Consider the following 14,419-nt stretch of genomic DNA (forward strand, 5'->3'; position numbering starts at 1 on the left):
GCGCCTCCTGTTGGCGCAGTTTGGGGAAATGTGGCTGGTGGCTTTTCCGAATTGGGGTTATCAAAGTAGTATCATTCAAAACAACCGCTCCTTTACCGTGTCTCAGGCAGAAACACCTTACAGGAGCGGCCTGCTTTTGCCTACTCAGGGTTTTGTCGTGACTTTGCGGAAATGTGCAGAGGGCCCTTGTAATTGCATACTTGTCCCAGGTATCCTTAAGCATTTCAATAGCTACAGCGGGTTCTGTCCTTCAACCCTGCAGACCTGCTCTAAAGCGATACGGAGGTTTGGGATGCAGCGAATCGCAATTTCCGGCAAGGGCGGCAGCGGCAAGACCACCATCGCGGGGACGCTGGCGCGGCTGGCGGGTCGGCGGCTGGGCCACGTGCTGGCGGTGGACGGCGACCCCAACCCCAACCTCGGGCGGGCCATGGGGGTGCAACACGACGGCGTGTGGCCGCTGCTGCCCACCAATCTGATGAAGGTTGAGGAGATCGAGGGCAAGCGGGTCTCGAGGCTGGCCCTGCCGGTGCAGCAGATCCTCACCGAGCACACTGTGCCGGGGCCGGATGGGGTGCACCTGCTGGCCCTAGGCGAGGTGGACGAGCCCGGCAAGGGCTGTCTGTGCAGCCGCCACGGGATGGTGCGGGAGATTGTGGGGGCGGCGGTGGAGGAGTCCAACCAGGTCGTGATCCTGGACATGGAAGCCTCCCTCGAGCACATGCGGCGGGGCACCGTGCGCCATGTGGACAAGCTGCTGGTGGTGACCGAGCCCTACTACCGTGCCCTGGAGTCCGCAGGCCGCCTCATCAAGTTGGCACAGGAAATGGGCATCAAGCAAATCTACGGTGTCGCCAACAAGGTGCGCACCCCTGCGGAAGAAGAAGTGGTGGTGAGCTACTTCAAGAGCCTCGAGATTCCAGTGATTGCCGTCATTCCCTTCGACGAGGCGGTAACGGCAGCCGACCTCGAAGGCAAACCCGTGCTCGACTACAATCCCCAGGCCCCTTCGATGCGGGCGGTGGCGGGGATGCTGGACAGGCTGATGGCCTAGGAGGGCGCGATGGTCAAGGAACCCACCACCAACAGCTCTACGGGCGGGCCGACCCCGCTCTCGGTAATTGCCGACGTGCTCACCGGGCTGCCCAAAAAGTACAAGGAAGTCCACGCCTTCTGGATGGCCGGGATGAGCTGCGACGGCTGCACCATCGGGGTCTCGGGGGCCACCAAGCCCTCGGTCGAAGACCTGCTGACCGGGCGCTTGCCGGGCCTGCCCAAGATCATCCTGCACCACCCGGTGCTGGCGGTGACGGTCGGGCACGACTTCATGGAGCCCTTCTACAAGGCCTGGCGGGGCGAGCTTGACGCGCCGTACGTGATTTTGCTGGAAGGCTCCGCCCCCGACGAGGTGCTCAACAACAACACCGGCGGCTACTGGTCGGGGCTGGGGGCCGAGGACGCCAGCGGCAACCACGACCCCTGGAACTCCCAGCCGGTACCCACCATGGAGTGGGTGCGGCGCCTGGCACCGGGGGCTGCCGCCGCGATTGCGGTGGGCACCTGCGCCACCTGGGGGGGCATCCCCGCCGCTGCCGGGAACCCCACCAACTCGATGGGGCTGATGGACTACCTGGGCAAGGAGTACCGCAGCGTGCTGGGCCTGCCGGTCATCAACATCCCCGGCTGCTCGCCGCTGGGCGACAACATCACCGAGACCATCGTCGCCGTGCTGATGTTCCTGCAAGGTATGGGGCCGCTGCCGGAGTTCGACGAGCTGGGCCGCCCGGCCTGGCTGTTCCGCGAGACCGTGCACCGGGGCTGTACCCGTGCGGGCTACTACGAGGAGGGCACCTTCGCCAAGGAGTATGGCGACCGCGAGTGCCTGGTGGAGGTGGGCTGTTGGGGGCCGGTGGTGCAGTGCAACATCGTCTCCCGTGGGGCCATCAACAACTCCGGCGGCTGCATGAAGGCCGGGGGCATCTGCATCGGCTGCACCATGCCGGGCTTCCCCGACAAGTTCGCCCCCTTCTACACCGAGCCGCCGGGGGCCAAGTTCTCCGGGATGATCTCGAGGGGCACGGGCACCTTCGTCTCCACCCTGCGCCGCCTCTCACAGCGCCAGGCCAACCTGACCGAGCGCTGGAAGAAGACCGGGGTGCCCTCGGGCTGGGGCGAGGTCGCGCCGCAGAGTCCGGTGGACAAGATTTACAGCTTCTTCTACGAGAAGGTTCAGTACTGGGGCTCGCAGAAGCCCGGTAGTCGGAAAGTCTAAGTTGCGCCAGGGTGATTATGCGAAACGACAGTTCAACACAAAGTCGTTCCTGGCGCAATTCCCCAAGGTGTTGGGGGGAATTTCCTCGAAAAGGCGCTATGAAGACTTCTAGGAGGCCACGATGATCTGGTTTGCACTGGCAATGCTGATCGTGGTGGTGGTGGCGGCCCTGCTGATCTGGATTCTAATCGAGGCCAGCGGGATTCGCAAGGCCGTCGTCCGCGCCCTGGGTGCGGCGGGCGCGGTGGAGCAAAACACCAAAGTGTTGTGGAAGATCCCCGAACTCAACCAACTGCTCGACACCGGCTATGGCGTGGTGGCCTCGATCGCCGACAAGGCCCACCAGGCCGCCGAGGCGGTTGACCCCAGGGGGGGGAAAGCATGATTACCTGGCTTGGACTTTTGGTCATCGGGCTGGCGGTGGTTGGGGTGGTGGGCTGGCTGCTCAACGCCATCCTGCGCGAGGCCCAGACCATCGAGAAGGGTGCGGGCGCGATCTGGGACGGCGGCAAGCGGGTGGCCAACAACACCGTTCATGTGCCCGACCTGATCCGCACCAACCACTACGTGGGCAAGATTCTGGCCGGGGTGCCGGGGCTGCACGGCGACCTCGAGCGTATCCGCAAACACGCCGAGACCTGCCCCGGCTGCCCACAGTGCGTGATGGGGGGTAAGCTATGAACACCTTTTTAGCCCTACTAACGCTCTTACTCTTTGCGCTGTTCTCGGGTGTTCTGGTCTACTTTCTAACCCGCATCGCGCAAACCCTCGAGGCCATCGGCTCCCGTGAGCCCTCCACCATCGGGCGGCGCAGCGCCTATCCTAGCTACCTCGCCCGCATCGCGCTGGGCGTGAGCGCCATCGAAAAAGAAGTCTCGGCCCTCGGCCCTGAGGCCACCAAGCTCAACGAGAGCCTGGGCAAGCTGGCGGGCGGATTGGAAGCCCTCAAGGCCTCGGTAGGCGGCACCATCAAGGCCGTGGAAAAGCAGGGAGGTGCCTGATGGAGGGCGCTTATCTGATTTGGGGCATCGGGCTGGTGATCGCCTACCTGGCGGTGCCGCTGTTGCTGTGGCTGCTGCTGCGGATTTGGCGGGCGGCCTGGAAGATCGAATATTACGCCAGGGTTACTCGGCAATCCACGCAGAAAATTGTGCAGCACTTAGAGAACATCCCCGCCCTCAACACCACCGAGGCCGGGTTACAGGGCGCGAACGCGCTGGGCAAGGACGTGGCCGCCGGGGTCGAAGCCCTGACTGCCCTGCTGGCCCGTCGCGCAGGAGGTAAACCATGAGTATCCACTCCATCCTGACGATTGTGTGGGTCGCGGCGGTGGTGCTGGTACTGGCGGTGGCGGTTATCGGCACCGGTATAGCGTTGCGCCGTGCGAGGTTGCACCTCGAAGGCGTGGCCGACGACCTAGAAAAAGTCGCCGAGCAAGCCAAGCCCCTCGAGTCCAAGCTGGCCTCCATCTTCGGCGAGTTGCAGGGCGTGGTGGGTTCACTCATTCGCGTGGACGCGGGGCTGGGCAAGATTCTCGAGGTCATTGGCGCTCTGGTGCGCAAGTAGGAGGAAGTCACATGTGTTTTCAATATCTCCCCATCGAGTTCGACGCATCGGGCAAGGCCCGGCTCAAAGATGATGTGCGCGACCCCTACGGCTATCAGGTCGCCGACCTGGGGGCCAACGAGGACAAGCTCAAGGAACTCCTAGCCCGCAACGGCTTTATCAAGTCGGTAGATTACGACCCAGTGACCCGCGTGGCCGGGGCGCTGGCCTTCCACAGCGTGGTGGACTTGGAGAACCGCACGGTGCTCTCGGCCAACTCGATGGCAACCATCTTCCGAGGCTACGAGGTGATCCTCAAGGGGCGCGACCCTCGAGACGCGATCTTTATTTCCTCCCGCGCCTGTGGGGTGTGCGGTGGGGTTCACGCCACGGTAAGCGCCGAGGCTCTCGAGATGGCCTTTGACATCCGCCCACCCAAGCTGGGGATTCTGCTCCGCAACCTGTTGCTGGGCCTCGAGTACCTCTACGATCACCCACTGCACCTCTTCCTGCTGGCGGGGCCGGACTACTCGGAGTCGCTGGTGCGGGCCACCAACCCCGGCCTGTGGGACAAGGCCCGCAAGACCCTGGCCCCCAGGGCCGAGCACCACGGCTACGGCACCATGGCCGAGCTGCTCACCGACATGAATCCGCTCACCGGCAGTCTCTACCTCGAGGCCCTGCACATGACCCGCGTGGCCCGCGAAGCCTACGTGGTGATCGGCGGCAAGTACCCCCACCCCGAGACGGTGGTACCTGGCGGGATCAGCGCCACGGTCAGCCTCCAGATGATGAACGAGGTCTACCAGCGCCTCCAGCAGTTCTTCGACTACTCCAAGAAGGTGGTGGCGATCTGGGAGGACATCACCCAGTTCTTCTACGAGGCCGACCCCAAGTACCGCCAGTGCGGCACCCGCCCCGCCAACCTGATTGACACCGGCGTCTGGGACGACCCCGAGACCTACGACGCTAGCTACAAGAACATCGAGACCTGGGGCGACCGCCGGTGGTCGGTGCCTGGCGTGATCATCGGCGGCCAGCAGGTGACCACCAGCCTGCAAAACATCAACATCGGCCTCGAGGAGTTCGTCGAGCGCTCCTACTACCACGACGCGGCCGGCAACCGCTTCCCCACCGACCCCCTGGGCGCGCCGCTCTCGCCCAACCACCCCTGGAACCGCGAGACCAAGCCCCGCCCCGGCCCCCAGAACTGGAAAGACCGCTACTCCTGGAGCACCACCCCCCGCTGGGATCGGCAGTCCTGCGAGGCCGGAGCCTACGCCCGCGTCTGGAACGCCGCCGCCGCCAACAAGCTGCCCTACCGCCGTTTCATCGACCCCACTGGCCAGAGCCTCAAGGTGTTGGTGCCCGAGGGCAAGCGCCCGGAGCAGGTGCTCGAGTGGCACATCCCGCAGGTCTGGAATGCCTTCGAGCGCAACCTAGCGCGGGCCTACTGCATCCCCTTCAGCGCGATGGCGGCGATGGACAACTGGCTGATGGCGATGGAATGCCTCAAGCAGGGCGACACCGACGTAGCCACCCCCTTCGAGATCCCGCGCAAAGGCACGCACGTGGGGGCGGGCTTCTGGGGCGCGGGCCGGGGCTTCCTGACCCATCACATCGTGGCCGACAACGGGGCCATCACCAACTATCAAATTTGCACCCCTTCCACCATTAATGCTGCTCCCCGCGACCCCTGGGGCCACCCCAGCCCCTACGAGGAGTCGGTGATGAACACCCCGATTTTGGAGGAGTTCGACAAGCCCGACAACTACACCGGCATAGACATCCTCCGCGTCATCCGCAGCTTCGACCCCTGCATGCCCTGCACCACCCACATCATGGTGGACAAGCACGACTTAGTGATTACTCGAGAGGTGAACACATGCGGGTGCGGGGTTTAGGGATTTGAGGTCTGAAAGGCCAATGAATACCCTTCTCGACTACATAGGCTCGTTCATAAATGCTGTGGCTGCTGGGGAAGTTGAGGCGTACAACGAGTTCAGTTTGCAGCATGAGTTAGGCATATTTCTTCGTTGTAGTTTGCCCGCTTACAAAGTTCAATTCGAGCGTAATGTCAACTTCTTTTCTCCAACTCGTTCGGCCTTCACGAAAAGGGAAATTGATATATCCGTTTTTTCTAAGGACAGGAAAGAGCTGAGGTACGCTATCGAGTTGAAGTACCCACGCAACGGACAATACCCCGAGCAAATGTTTAGCTTCTGCAAAGATGTAGCGTTTGCCGAAGAGCTGAGAAAACTGGGGTTTCAACGGACTGCCTTGATGATCTTTGCTGATGATCCCTTGTTCTACCAAGGTTCATCTGAGGGTATATATGGCTTCTTTCGAGCTGGTAAACCTCTTCATGGTCGAGTTCAAAAACCGACTGGAACAAAGTATTCCGAAGCATCAATAGTTGGCACATACACAATAAAGTGGCAACCAATTGTAGGCCCTCTGAAATACACCATCATTGAGGTTGGGGATGGTCAGTAAAATCAACCCTAAGCCCAAAACCCTCCTCGCCGGGGTCGGGCACCGCTTCTGGCGCGACCGCTCTGCGGGGCCGGAGTTCTGCGACCGGCTGGCGAAGCTCGAGTGGCCCCCCCACGTCACCGTGGCCGACTACAGCTTCGGCGCGATCCCGATGATGTACCAACTTCAGGACGATGGCTACCATCGCGCACTCTTCGTGGCCTCAGAGGCCAGGGGCCGCGAACCGGGGACGCTGCGGCTCTACCGCGCCGACCCCGAGCTGCCCAAAACAGTTGACGTGTTCCAGGAGTACATGAACGAGGCAGGCTCGGGGGTGATCGCTATCGAGCTGCTGTTGGTGATCGCCAAGCAGTTCGGTGCTCTGCCCGCCGAGACCTGGGTGCTCGAGATCGAACCCGTAGAGCCCAACGGCCCGGACGGTCTCACACCCGAAGTACAGGCCTTGTACCCTAAAGTAGAGACAATAGCGCGGGCTTTTGTGCAAGGTGAACTGCCTGCCGAACTGGTGGAGGAACACGCCGAGTTCGGGCTGCAACGGCCCTTCACCCCGCGCAAGGTGGAGGTACGCCCATGACCCTCGAGGAACTCCGGCTGCGTGACGAGATTTTGCAGGTGCTCTACTGGCTCAAGGGCGAGAACCTGGGCGAGACCGCCACGGCCCAGCAGGTCTCGGTGCTGGTGGGTGCGGGGCCGGAGCAGATCGGGAAGGTTTTCGAGATGATGAAGCTCGAGGGCCTGCTGATCGGGATAGGCGAGGCCGCCGTGCAGCTCACCGAGCTGGGCCACAAGGAGGGCGGGCGGCGCTTCAACGACGCCTTCGCCGACCTGACCCACTCTGCCCACGGAGCCTGCGGCCCCGACTGCGAAGACTGCATGATCAACGGCCCCGAGAACTGCCGGCACCACAACCGCAAGCCGGACTGGATGTGAGCCCAGGATGTCGACTGAAGTCTCGCTGGACGAACTGGTAGCCGAGCTGAATGCGCGGATTCAGAACCTCGAGGCCCTGCCCTTCCCACAGGTGCGCGAGGAGGTCTTCGCGGTGCTGCAGATCACCGACTACATCCACCGTGCCGGGGTGGAGCGGCTGGGCGAGCGGCTGACCAAGGCGGGGCTGCTCGAGGAGGTGTTGCAAGACCCGGCGGTGAACCTGCTCTTCACCCTCTACAACCAGAACCCCCACGACCAGGCCTCGCTGGCCGAGCAGGCCCTCGAGCTGGTGCGCCCCTACATGCAGTCCCACGGCGGCGAGGTCGAGGTGCTGGCAGTCGAGGACGGCGTGGTTCACGTCCGGCTGCAAGGCTCCTGCAAGACCTGCGCGGCCTCGGCGGCGACGCTCAAGAACGGGATCGAGGTCGCGCTGCGGAATGGCCTACCGGAGTTCAAAGGCTTGGTTGTCCACGAGCCGGAGCCGGATGAGCCGATCCCCGGCCTGATCGAGTTGCCGATGGCGGGCATGGGTGCGCCCATCCCCACCACCGTGCATGCTCCTGTCTTCACCCAGGTCGCGGAGTTTTCCGGCCTCTCCCAGACCCACGTCACCCCGGTTCTCGCGGGCGACAAGGAGGTGATCCTGGTGCGGCTGGGCGCGGAGGTCTACGCCTTCGACTGCACCTGCCCCGGTTGCAAGATGCCCCTCAACGAGGCCAAACTTTCTAGCAATGTGATTGTCTGCACTTGGCAGAACTGCGCCTACGATGCCCGCAACGGGCAGCGGGTGGACGGGGTGGAGGGGGCCTCGCTGCGGATCTACCCGGTGAGCGTGCAGGGCAACCGGGTGCTGTTGGCGACTGACTTGCAGGCGCGGGAGTTGTTCTCGAGATGATCCTAGTGGTGGGCTTCGGCAACCTGCTGCACCGCGACGACGCTTTCGGGGTGCGGCTGTTGGAACGGTTGCGTGACAATCCCAAACTGCCCTCGGAGGTCAAACTCCTGGACGCGGGCATCGGCGGGATGCACTTCGTGCAGGAGTTGTTTAGCAGCTACCGGGCGGTGGTGATTCTGGACGCGGTGGAGGGGGAAACGCCGGGGACGGTGCGGATACTCGAGGCCAGCGTCACCGACCCCCGCACCCTGCCCCCCAGGGTCGAGCGTGACATGCTGGCTGACCTGCACTACGCCGAGCCGGGCCGGGCCATGGCGATGGCCAAGGCGCTGGACAAGCTGCCGCCGAGGGCCTACATCGTGGGCTGCGTGCCCGCCATGATTGACCTAGGCATCGGGATGTCGCCGGAGGTCGAGCAGGCTCTGCCCGTTGCCGAAATCAAGCTGATGGAGTTGCTGACAAACCTGTTAAGAGTCGAGGAGGTTGGGGGATGATTTCATTGCTCGAGCAAGGCATGGGGGTCACGGCGGAGGAGAAGATCAAGGCCATCGCTCCGCTGGTCGAATACTTCGAGACCGAGATGGGCGTGGGCGCAGGTCGCCTGATGCTGGCGACCAACTTCTTGCGCGACGCACGGGAGATGCAGCCCGCTCTGACCCCCGAGGCCAGGGCAGCCCTCGAGCAGGCCGAGGCCTTAGTAGTGAGCATCATGATTCGTTTCCTGGGCACGCGGCAGGAAGAAACTGAAGGCTGTGAGGAAAGTTGCGGTTGTATCGAAGACATCAAACAACAAGCACAGGCTTGGTTAGACAAAGCCAAAAATCGGTCGTAGAAAAAACGAACCCCAACGATCGGTGCACTTCCTTTGCTTGGCCCAATCTCGATTTTTTCCCACCACCTTCCCTGCAAACCCGAGAAATTCTATGACCCCTTTTGCCAGAGCCCTGCAGCGTACACGCAAAGAGCATGGTTGGAGCCAGGAAAATCTGGCTCGCAAACTCGACCTCTCCCAGGCCACCGTTTCGTTTTGGGAGAGCGGTGTGGAGTATCCTAGCTTCAAGCATCTCGCCGCCCTGGTGGCGCTGGTGCCCGAAGTGCTGCCCTACGCGCATGAAGAGGAGTTGGAACTAATTCGCCGGTTGCTGAGGGCCGAAAAGCTGGCTTTTGGTGGGGGGTGCAGTTGCCAAGGTTGTAGCTGCTCTTGATATGCTAAATTTATAAGTTAACTAATGTTTACGCAAGCTGCCTCTTCAGCCACCTCCGCCCAACAAAGGAACGGCCGAGCCAAAAAGCGGATCTGGTCTTATATGTTGGCGATCGGGACGTTGGTGATGCTATGGCAAGTCGCAGCCTGGAGCCTTCCGAGTTTTCTTCTGCCTGATCCTGCACGGGTGTTGCGCCAGGTTCCCGAGGTAATCTCAGCGGGTGCATTCTGGAATACGCTGCTTACCAGCCTCGGGCGGTTGTTTACGGCCCTAGCTGCCGCTAGCGCTCTAGGTATCGGGATGCTCTTTCTGGGAGCAGCTATCCCGGCTCTGCGCAGCTATTTTCGTGCACTGATGGCACTGTTGCAGTCGGTTCCGCCAATAGCCTGGTTTCCTTTATTGTTGTTGTGGTTTGGGTTTGGTGCCCTACCCATTGTGATTGTAGTGACGTTGGCAGCCCTGTTTCCCCTGGCAATTGCCGGACTGAATGCCCTCGAGCAGGTCGAACCACGCTGGTTGGATCTGGCCCGGGTGTTGGGAGCAGGACGCTGGCAGGTGGTGCAAAGGGTGTATCTGCCAGCAGCCCTACCTGCAGTGCTCTCGGGGCTCGAGATTGCCTTTGGCAACGCATGGCGCTCGCTGATTGCAGTGGAGATGCTGGCTGGAGCCGCCCGGGGATTGGGGGGTAACATCCAACTGGCAGGTCAGCTAGGTGATATGGTTACAGTTCTGATCGGGATTTGTGTGATCGGACTGCTGACCATAGCACTGGACTGGCTGTTGCTTGAACCGCTCAAACGCCGCCTGTTGGCCTGGAGATACCGATGAGCTTAGAGCTTCAGTCGATAAGCAAGCATTTTGGTGCCCTGACAGCCCTGGAAGAAGTCTCATTCCATTGTACCGAGGGCGAATTTATTGCCGTAGTTGGGCCTTCGGGCTGTGGCAAATCCACCCTGCTGCGCTTGATTGCCGGACTGGATATACCCACCACAGGGCTGGTGCGCTTTCATCAGGCGCCGGTGCGTCAACCGGGTTCGGAACGGGCCTTGGTGCTACAGGATCGGGTGCTGTACCCCTGGTTGAACCTGGAAGCCAATGTGGCGATGGGGCTGGAGCTGGCTGGAAAGCCCCGTTCTCAGGCCCGCCAGGAGGCCCGCGACTGGCTGGCCCGGCTCGGCCTAGCGGGTTTCGAGGAATACTATCCCCATCAGGTTTCCGGAGGTATGGCCCAGCGCGTTGCGCTGGGCCAGGTGCTGGCCGTAAAACCCAAACTGCTCCTGTTGGACGAGCCATTCGGCTCACTTGATGCGCTCACCCGCCTGGGTTTGCAGGAGCTTCTGCAAAAACTGTGGCAGGAGCTGGGCTTTGGGGTGGTAATGGTTACACACGACGTGGACGAAGCTCTCTACCTGGCTGATCGGGTCATCGTTCTCACCCCCCACCCAGGGCGCATCATGACCACTTTACCCATTTACTTGTCCCGTCCCCGCAACCGTGACGAAGCCCCTTTCATAACTTTGCGACGAGAAGTGTTGGCGTGGTTAGGTATCCAGCCGCGAGAAGGAGAACATAGGAGGTGGTAAATCATGTGGAGAGTAGTATTACTATTGCTGGTGCTTTTACTTTGTTCGGCTACTGCGCAGAAAGTACGCATGGGCTACCTGACGGTGTTGCCGATGGGCTTGGCACTGATTGCACAGGATAGGGGTTTTTATAAGGAGGGGAACCTCGAGGTTGAGCTAATTCCCTTCAACGACCTCCAACCCCTTATGACCGCACTGGCAGCAGGGCAGCTCGAGGCGGCCCAGACCGGTTTTCCAGCATCGTATGTGTGGGCAGCACGGGGCGCACCCATCAAGGTGATTGCCAAGGCCGCCCACCCTGATATTTTGATCTTGGCTCGAGAGGACAGCGGCATCACCAGCCCAGAAATGCTTAAGGGCCGCAACCTCGGCACGCCTCCAGTGGGCAGCACCCCCGAGGTACTGTTCAAAGGCAAAGTTCTGCCTCAATACCGCTTAAGAACCACCGATCTAAACCTGCTGCCCTCCCCTCCTCCTACCCTGGTAGGTGGCTTGGCGACCCGGCGCTTTGAGGCAGCCGTATTCCCCCAACCCTGGGCCACCATCGCTGAGCTCTCTTTGCCGGTGAAACGGGTACTCGACTTCAGCAAGATCTGGAGCAATCAGGTCGGCTCGGTTCTGGTGGTCCATCAGCCCTGGCTGCAACGCAACCGGGGGCAGGCCCTGGCCTTGGTTCGTGCCCAGCGCAAGGCAGCAGAGTTTATCCACTCCAACCCCGCCGACTCGGCCCGCATCCTGGCCGCCACCTTTATTCCACGCCCGGTGGATACCCCCAAAGGCCCCATCAGTGGCACAGAGGTCATGCAAAAAGCCTTGCAAGACATGATCTACGACTGGCGCATCGGGCAGGCTGATCTAGCCGCGATGGCCGAGCTAATGGCGATCCTGCACCGCCTCGAGTACGCCCCCAAGGGGGTCACCTTGGCCCAACTGCTCGATACCACCCTGCTCAAAGAGGTTGGCCCGTGAGCCTCAAAAAGCTAATATTTTTCGTGACCAGCGGTGCAGAGAACCCCAGCCACGCCACCCGGGCTTTCCGGTTTGCCAAAACTGCTGATACCGAGGGTCTACCTGCCGAGGTACGCCTGGCGGGTGAGGCCGTACTGTTGGCCCATATAAAACAGTTTGCCGCCCTACCCAGCGATTCGCCTCTACGCCAACACATGCAGGCGGTGATGGATACCCCGGAGATCAAGGTTACGCTCTGCCCGGTCTCAGCCAAGCGGCATGGCCTATCCGAGGAACAAGTGATCCATCGGCGCTTCGAATTCAAATACCTGGCCAAAGTACTGCGCGAGGTCTCCGAGGGAACTGCCGAGTTCATCTATATTGGCTAGATCGGTGCCCACAAAGGGGTATGATTATAACGTAAATATAAGCAAGCTGATAGGGAGGCAACATGAAGCGAGTTTTTTGCTTTGGTCTGGCAATGCTATTTGGAACTGTGCTGGCACAAAACCGGGTACTCGTAGCCGCTACCAACAATGAGCCCCCTCATCTAAACCCTGCCATCACCACAGCCGGTAACGTCAACACGGTGGCAGGCTCCATCTATAACGGGCTAGTGGGACTGGATGCAAATGCCAACCCGGTGCCAGAGTTGGCCGAGCGTTGGGAGGTGCGTGACAACGGTAAGACCTATGTGTTCTTCCTACGCCAGGGAGTGCGCTGGCACGACGGGCAGCCCTTCAGCGCCGCAGACGTAAAATTTACCTTCGAAGAGGTGTTGCTCAAGTTCCATGCCCGCACCAGGGCTGGTCTAGAGGGTACCCTTACACGAATCGAAACCCCAAACGCCAATACCGTGGTCTTCCGCTTTGCCAATCCTTACGCTCCCCTGCTACGCCGCCTGGACAACATCGAAGCCCCCATCATCCCCCGCCATCTTTACCAGGGTTCCGACCCGCTCAATAATCCCGTCAACCAGCGCCCTATCGGCACGGGGCCATTCAAATTTGGCGAGTGGCAGCGGGGGCAACAAGTAGTGCTACTCAAAAACGAAAACTACTGGCGGCAGGGCTTTCCCAGGATGGATAGGGTCGTATACCGCTTTATCCCCAATAGCTCAGCAGCGGCAGCCGCCTTAGAACGCGGCGAGATTGACTACTTGTGGAGTGTAGGAGGGGCGGATGTGGCTCGCTTGCGGCAAGTACAGACTGTGCGTCTGGAACGCAATCCAGCTGGCGCGGGTGGCTCGTATTGCATAAACACACTGGTTCCCAACCTGCGCAACCAGTACTTCAAAAATCCCAGAGTGCGCCAGGCCTTCTACCACGCGATTAACCGCGAGTTCATCCTCGAGCGGGTTAACTTCGGCCAGGGCCGGGTTGCACATGGGCCAATCGCCTCAACGCTGCCTTTTTTTGACCCCAACATTCCCAGCTATGCCTTTGATGGAGAGCGGGCCAACCAACTGCTGGATGCTGCTGGCTTCCCACGTAGGGCAGGTGGGATGCGTTTCCAGATTCGTTTTACCTTTGCTCCCAACAATTTCGGCAGTTTAGGCGACGTGCTTAAGGATCAATTGCGGCAAGTGGGGATTGACCTGGTGCTCGAGCCGCTCGATTTCAACGCTGCCGTAGATAAAGTATATGTCAAAAAGGACTTTGACCTTGGAGTTGCTTCGCTGTGTGGCAGCCCCGACCCCGATATCGGTGTAAAGCGCTTGCTAACCTCCAAGAATATCGGCCCCATTGCATTTAGCAATGGCTCGCTTTATGTAAACCCGCTGGTAGACGCTTTGCTGGATCGCGCAGTACAGACCGTAGAAGATGAGCGCCGCATTGCCATTTACAGGCAACTACAACAAGTTGTGGCCCGTGATCTGCCTTATTTCTGGTTGGTCGAGACCGAGGGTTTCCGGGGCTACCGCAGTGCCGTGCAGGGTATCCAGATTTGGCGCAGCAACGCCTTCGAAAATGCAACCGTGGGTGGCAATTGATTTCCGTGATCGCTAGAACAAAACCAGCCCTTTGGTGCTGGTAGTGGAGCCCAGATGTTCACCTATGCCACCCGGCGCATCCTGCTGGCCATCCCATTGCTGCTGGGAATTGCTGCACTGAACTTTCTACTGGTCAACACAGCTCCGGGCGACCCAGTGATCTACTTGCTGGCGGACAGTTCCGACCCCGGACTGGTGCAGACCTTGCGCCAGCGCTACGGACTGGATCAGCCGCTTTGGGAGCGCTTTGGTGCATATGTCGGGTCGCTGTTGCAAGGCAACCTAGGGCAGTCCATCACACAAGGGCGACCGGTACTGGAGGCTATTTTAGAGCGCATACCAGCCAGCGCCATTCTGGCAGGGGCTGCTTTGCTGATTGCAGCCGGGTTGGGCATCCCGCTGGGGTTGTGGCTGGCAAAATTGGGCCTATACAACCCTCGCCTCGAGCGCAGCACCTTCCTTGCTGTTTTGTTGGGCACGGGGCTCCCCCCTTTCTTATACCAAATCTATGTAGATAATAACTCATGCCAAGCAAAGCCATAGCCCTACACG

21 protein-coding genes are annotated in these 14,419 nt (G+C 60.7%); all 21 read left to right on the plus strand.

The window, feature by feature from the left end:
- The first annotated feature begins 292 nt into the window (after nt 1-292).
- The 21 genes from ABWU19_RS11475 (at nt 293) to ABWU19_RS11575 (ending at nt 14,410) form a co-directional block, all read left to right on the plus strand.
- A complete protein-coding gene (locus ABWU19_RS11475; protein ID WP_435901818.1) occupies nt 293-1,054 on the plus strand; it encodes an AAA family ATPase in 762 nt (253 codons plus the stop codon).
- A gap of 9 nt (nt 1,055-1,063) precedes the next feature.
- On the plus strand, nt 1,064-2,272 hold the full coding sequence (locus ABWU19_RS11480; protein ID WP_435901819.1) for a hypothetical protein: 1,209 nt from the start codon (nt 1,064-1,066) through the stop codon (nt 2,270-2,272).
- A 121-nt stretch (nt 2,273-2,393) separates the two neighbouring features.
- Nucleotides 2,394-2,657: a hypothetical protein gene (locus ABWU19_RS11485; protein WP_435901820.1), complete on the plus strand. Its 264-nt coding sequence runs from the start codon at nt 2,394-2,396 to the stop codon at nt 2,655-2,657.
- Complete coding sequence (locus ABWU19_RS11490) at nt 2,654-2,953, plus strand: hypothetical protein (RefSeq protein WP_435901821.1); 300 nt, start codon at nt 2,654-2,656, stop codon at nt 2,951-2,953. Before ABWU19_RS11485 ends, ABWU19_RS11490 begins: the two co-directional genes overlap by 4 nt.
- Complete coding sequence (locus ABWU19_RS11495) at nt 2,950-3,273, plus strand: hypothetical protein (RefSeq protein WP_435901822.1); 324 nt, start codon at nt 2,950-2,952, stop codon at nt 3,271-3,273. The genes ABWU19_RS11490 and ABWU19_RS11495 overlap by 4 nt, the downstream gene beginning before the upstream one ends.
- Nucleotides 3,273-3,563: a hypothetical protein gene (locus ABWU19_RS11500; protein WP_435901823.1), complete on the plus strand. Its 291-nt coding sequence runs from the start codon at nt 3,273-3,275 to the stop codon at nt 3,561-3,563. Before ABWU19_RS11495 ends, ABWU19_RS11500 begins: the two co-directional genes overlap by 1 nt.
- Nucleotides 3,560-3,838 (plus strand): hypothetical protein, encoded by a 279-nt coding sequence (locus tag ABWU19_RS11505; protein WP_435901824.1) that lies wholly within the window; start codon nt 3,560-3,562, stop codon nt 3,836-3,838. Before ABWU19_RS11500 ends, ABWU19_RS11505 begins: the two co-directional genes overlap by 4 nt.
- Before the next feature lie 11 nt (nt 3,839-3,849).
- A complete protein-coding gene (locus tag ABWU19_RS11510; RefSeq protein WP_435901825.1) occupies nt 3,850-5,721 on the plus strand; it encodes a nickel-dependent hydrogenase large subunit in 1,872 nt (623 codons plus the stop codon).
- Between the two features lie 22 nt (nt 5,722-5,743).
- Nucleotides 5,744-6,313: a hypothetical protein gene (locus ABWU19_RS11515; RefSeq protein WP_435901826.1), complete on the plus strand. Its 570-nt coding sequence runs from the start codon at nt 5,744-5,746 to the stop codon at nt 6,311-6,313.
- Entirely contained in the window at nt 6,303-6,887 is a 585-nt protein-coding gene (locus ABWU19_RS11520) for a hypothetical protein (protein ID WP_435901827.1), read from the plus strand. Before ABWU19_RS11515 ends, ABWU19_RS11520 begins: the two co-directional genes overlap by 11 nt.
- Complete coding sequence (locus ABWU19_RS11525; RefSeq protein ID WP_435901828.1) at nt 6,884-7,243, plus strand: hypothetical protein; 360 nt, start codon at nt 6,884-6,886, stop codon at nt 7,241-7,243. The genes ABWU19_RS11520 and ABWU19_RS11525 overlap by 4 nt, the downstream gene beginning before the upstream one ends.
- A gap of 7 nt (nt 7,244-7,250) precedes the next feature.
- Nucleotides 7,251-8,138 carry a NifU family protein gene (locus tag ABWU19_RS11530; RefSeq protein ID WP_435901829.1) on the plus strand — a complete coding sequence of 296 codons (888 nt, stop codon included), beginning with the start codon at nt 7,251-7,253 and terminating at the stop codon, nt 8,136-8,138.
- On the plus strand, nt 8,135-8,632 hold the full coding sequence (locus tag ABWU19_RS11535) for a hydrogenase maturation protease (protein WP_435901830.1): 498 nt from the start codon (nt 8,135-8,137) through the stop codon (nt 8,630-8,632). The genes ABWU19_RS11530 and ABWU19_RS11535 overlap by 4 nt, the downstream gene beginning before the upstream one ends.
- On the plus strand, nt 8,629-8,970 hold the full coding sequence (locus tag ABWU19_RS11540) for a hypothetical protein (RefSeq protein ID WP_435901831.1): 342 nt from the start codon (nt 8,629-8,631) through the stop codon (nt 8,968-8,970). Before ABWU19_RS11535 ends, ABWU19_RS11540 begins: the two co-directional genes overlap by 4 nt.
- A 91-nt stretch (nt 8,971-9,061) precedes the next feature.
- Nucleotides 9,062-9,343: a helix-turn-helix domain-containing protein gene (locus tag ABWU19_RS11545; RefSeq protein WP_435901832.1), complete on the plus strand. Its 282-nt coding sequence runs from the start codon at nt 9,062-9,064 to the stop codon at nt 9,341-9,343.
- Between the two features lie 300 nt (nt 9,344-9,643).
- Nucleotides 9,644-10,171: an ABC transporter permease gene (locus ABWU19_RS11550; RefSeq protein WP_435901838.1), complete on the plus strand. Its 528-nt coding sequence runs from the start codon at nt 9,644-9,646 to the stop codon at nt 10,169-10,171.
- Entirely contained in the window at nt 10,168-10,926 is a 759-nt protein-coding gene (locus tag ABWU19_RS11555) for an ABC transporter ATP-binding protein (RefSeq protein ID WP_435901833.1), read from the plus strand. The genes ABWU19_RS11550 and ABWU19_RS11555 overlap by 4 nt, the downstream gene beginning before the upstream one ends.
- 3 nt (nt 10,927-10,929) lie before the next feature.
- The gene (locus tag ABWU19_RS11560) at nt 10,930-11,895 is read left to right on the plus strand and encodes an ABC transporter substrate-binding protein (RefSeq protein ID WP_435901834.1); all 966 of its coding nucleotides are present in this window, start codon (nt 10,930-10,932) and stop codon (nt 11,893-11,895) included.
- The gene (locus tag ABWU19_RS11565) at nt 11,892-12,263 is read left to right on the plus strand and encodes a DsrE family protein (RefSeq protein WP_435901835.1); all 372 of its coding nucleotides are present in this window, start codon (nt 11,892-11,894) and stop codon (nt 12,261-12,263) included. Before ABWU19_RS11560 ends, ABWU19_RS11565 begins: the two co-directional genes overlap by 4 nt.
- A 62-nt stretch (nt 12,264-12,325) precedes the next feature.
- Nucleotides 12,326-13,867 carry an ABC transporter substrate-binding protein gene (locus ABWU19_RS11570; protein ID WP_435901836.1) on the plus strand — a complete coding sequence of 514 codons (1,542 nt, stop codon included), beginning with the start codon at nt 12,326-12,328 and terminating at the stop codon, nt 13,865-13,867.
- Nucleotides 13,868-13,921: 54 nt separating this feature from the next.
- Entirely contained in the window at nt 13,922-14,410 is a 489-nt protein-coding gene (locus ABWU19_RS11575; protein WP_435901837.1) for a hypothetical protein, read from the plus strand.
- Nucleotides 14,411-14,419 lie beyond the last annotated feature (9 nt).

The sequence above is a fragment of the Meiothermus cerbereus genome (assembly GCF_051297115.1).
Lineage (GTDB): Bacteria > Deinococcota > Deinococci > Deinococcales > Thermaceae > Meiothermus > Meiothermus cerbereus_A.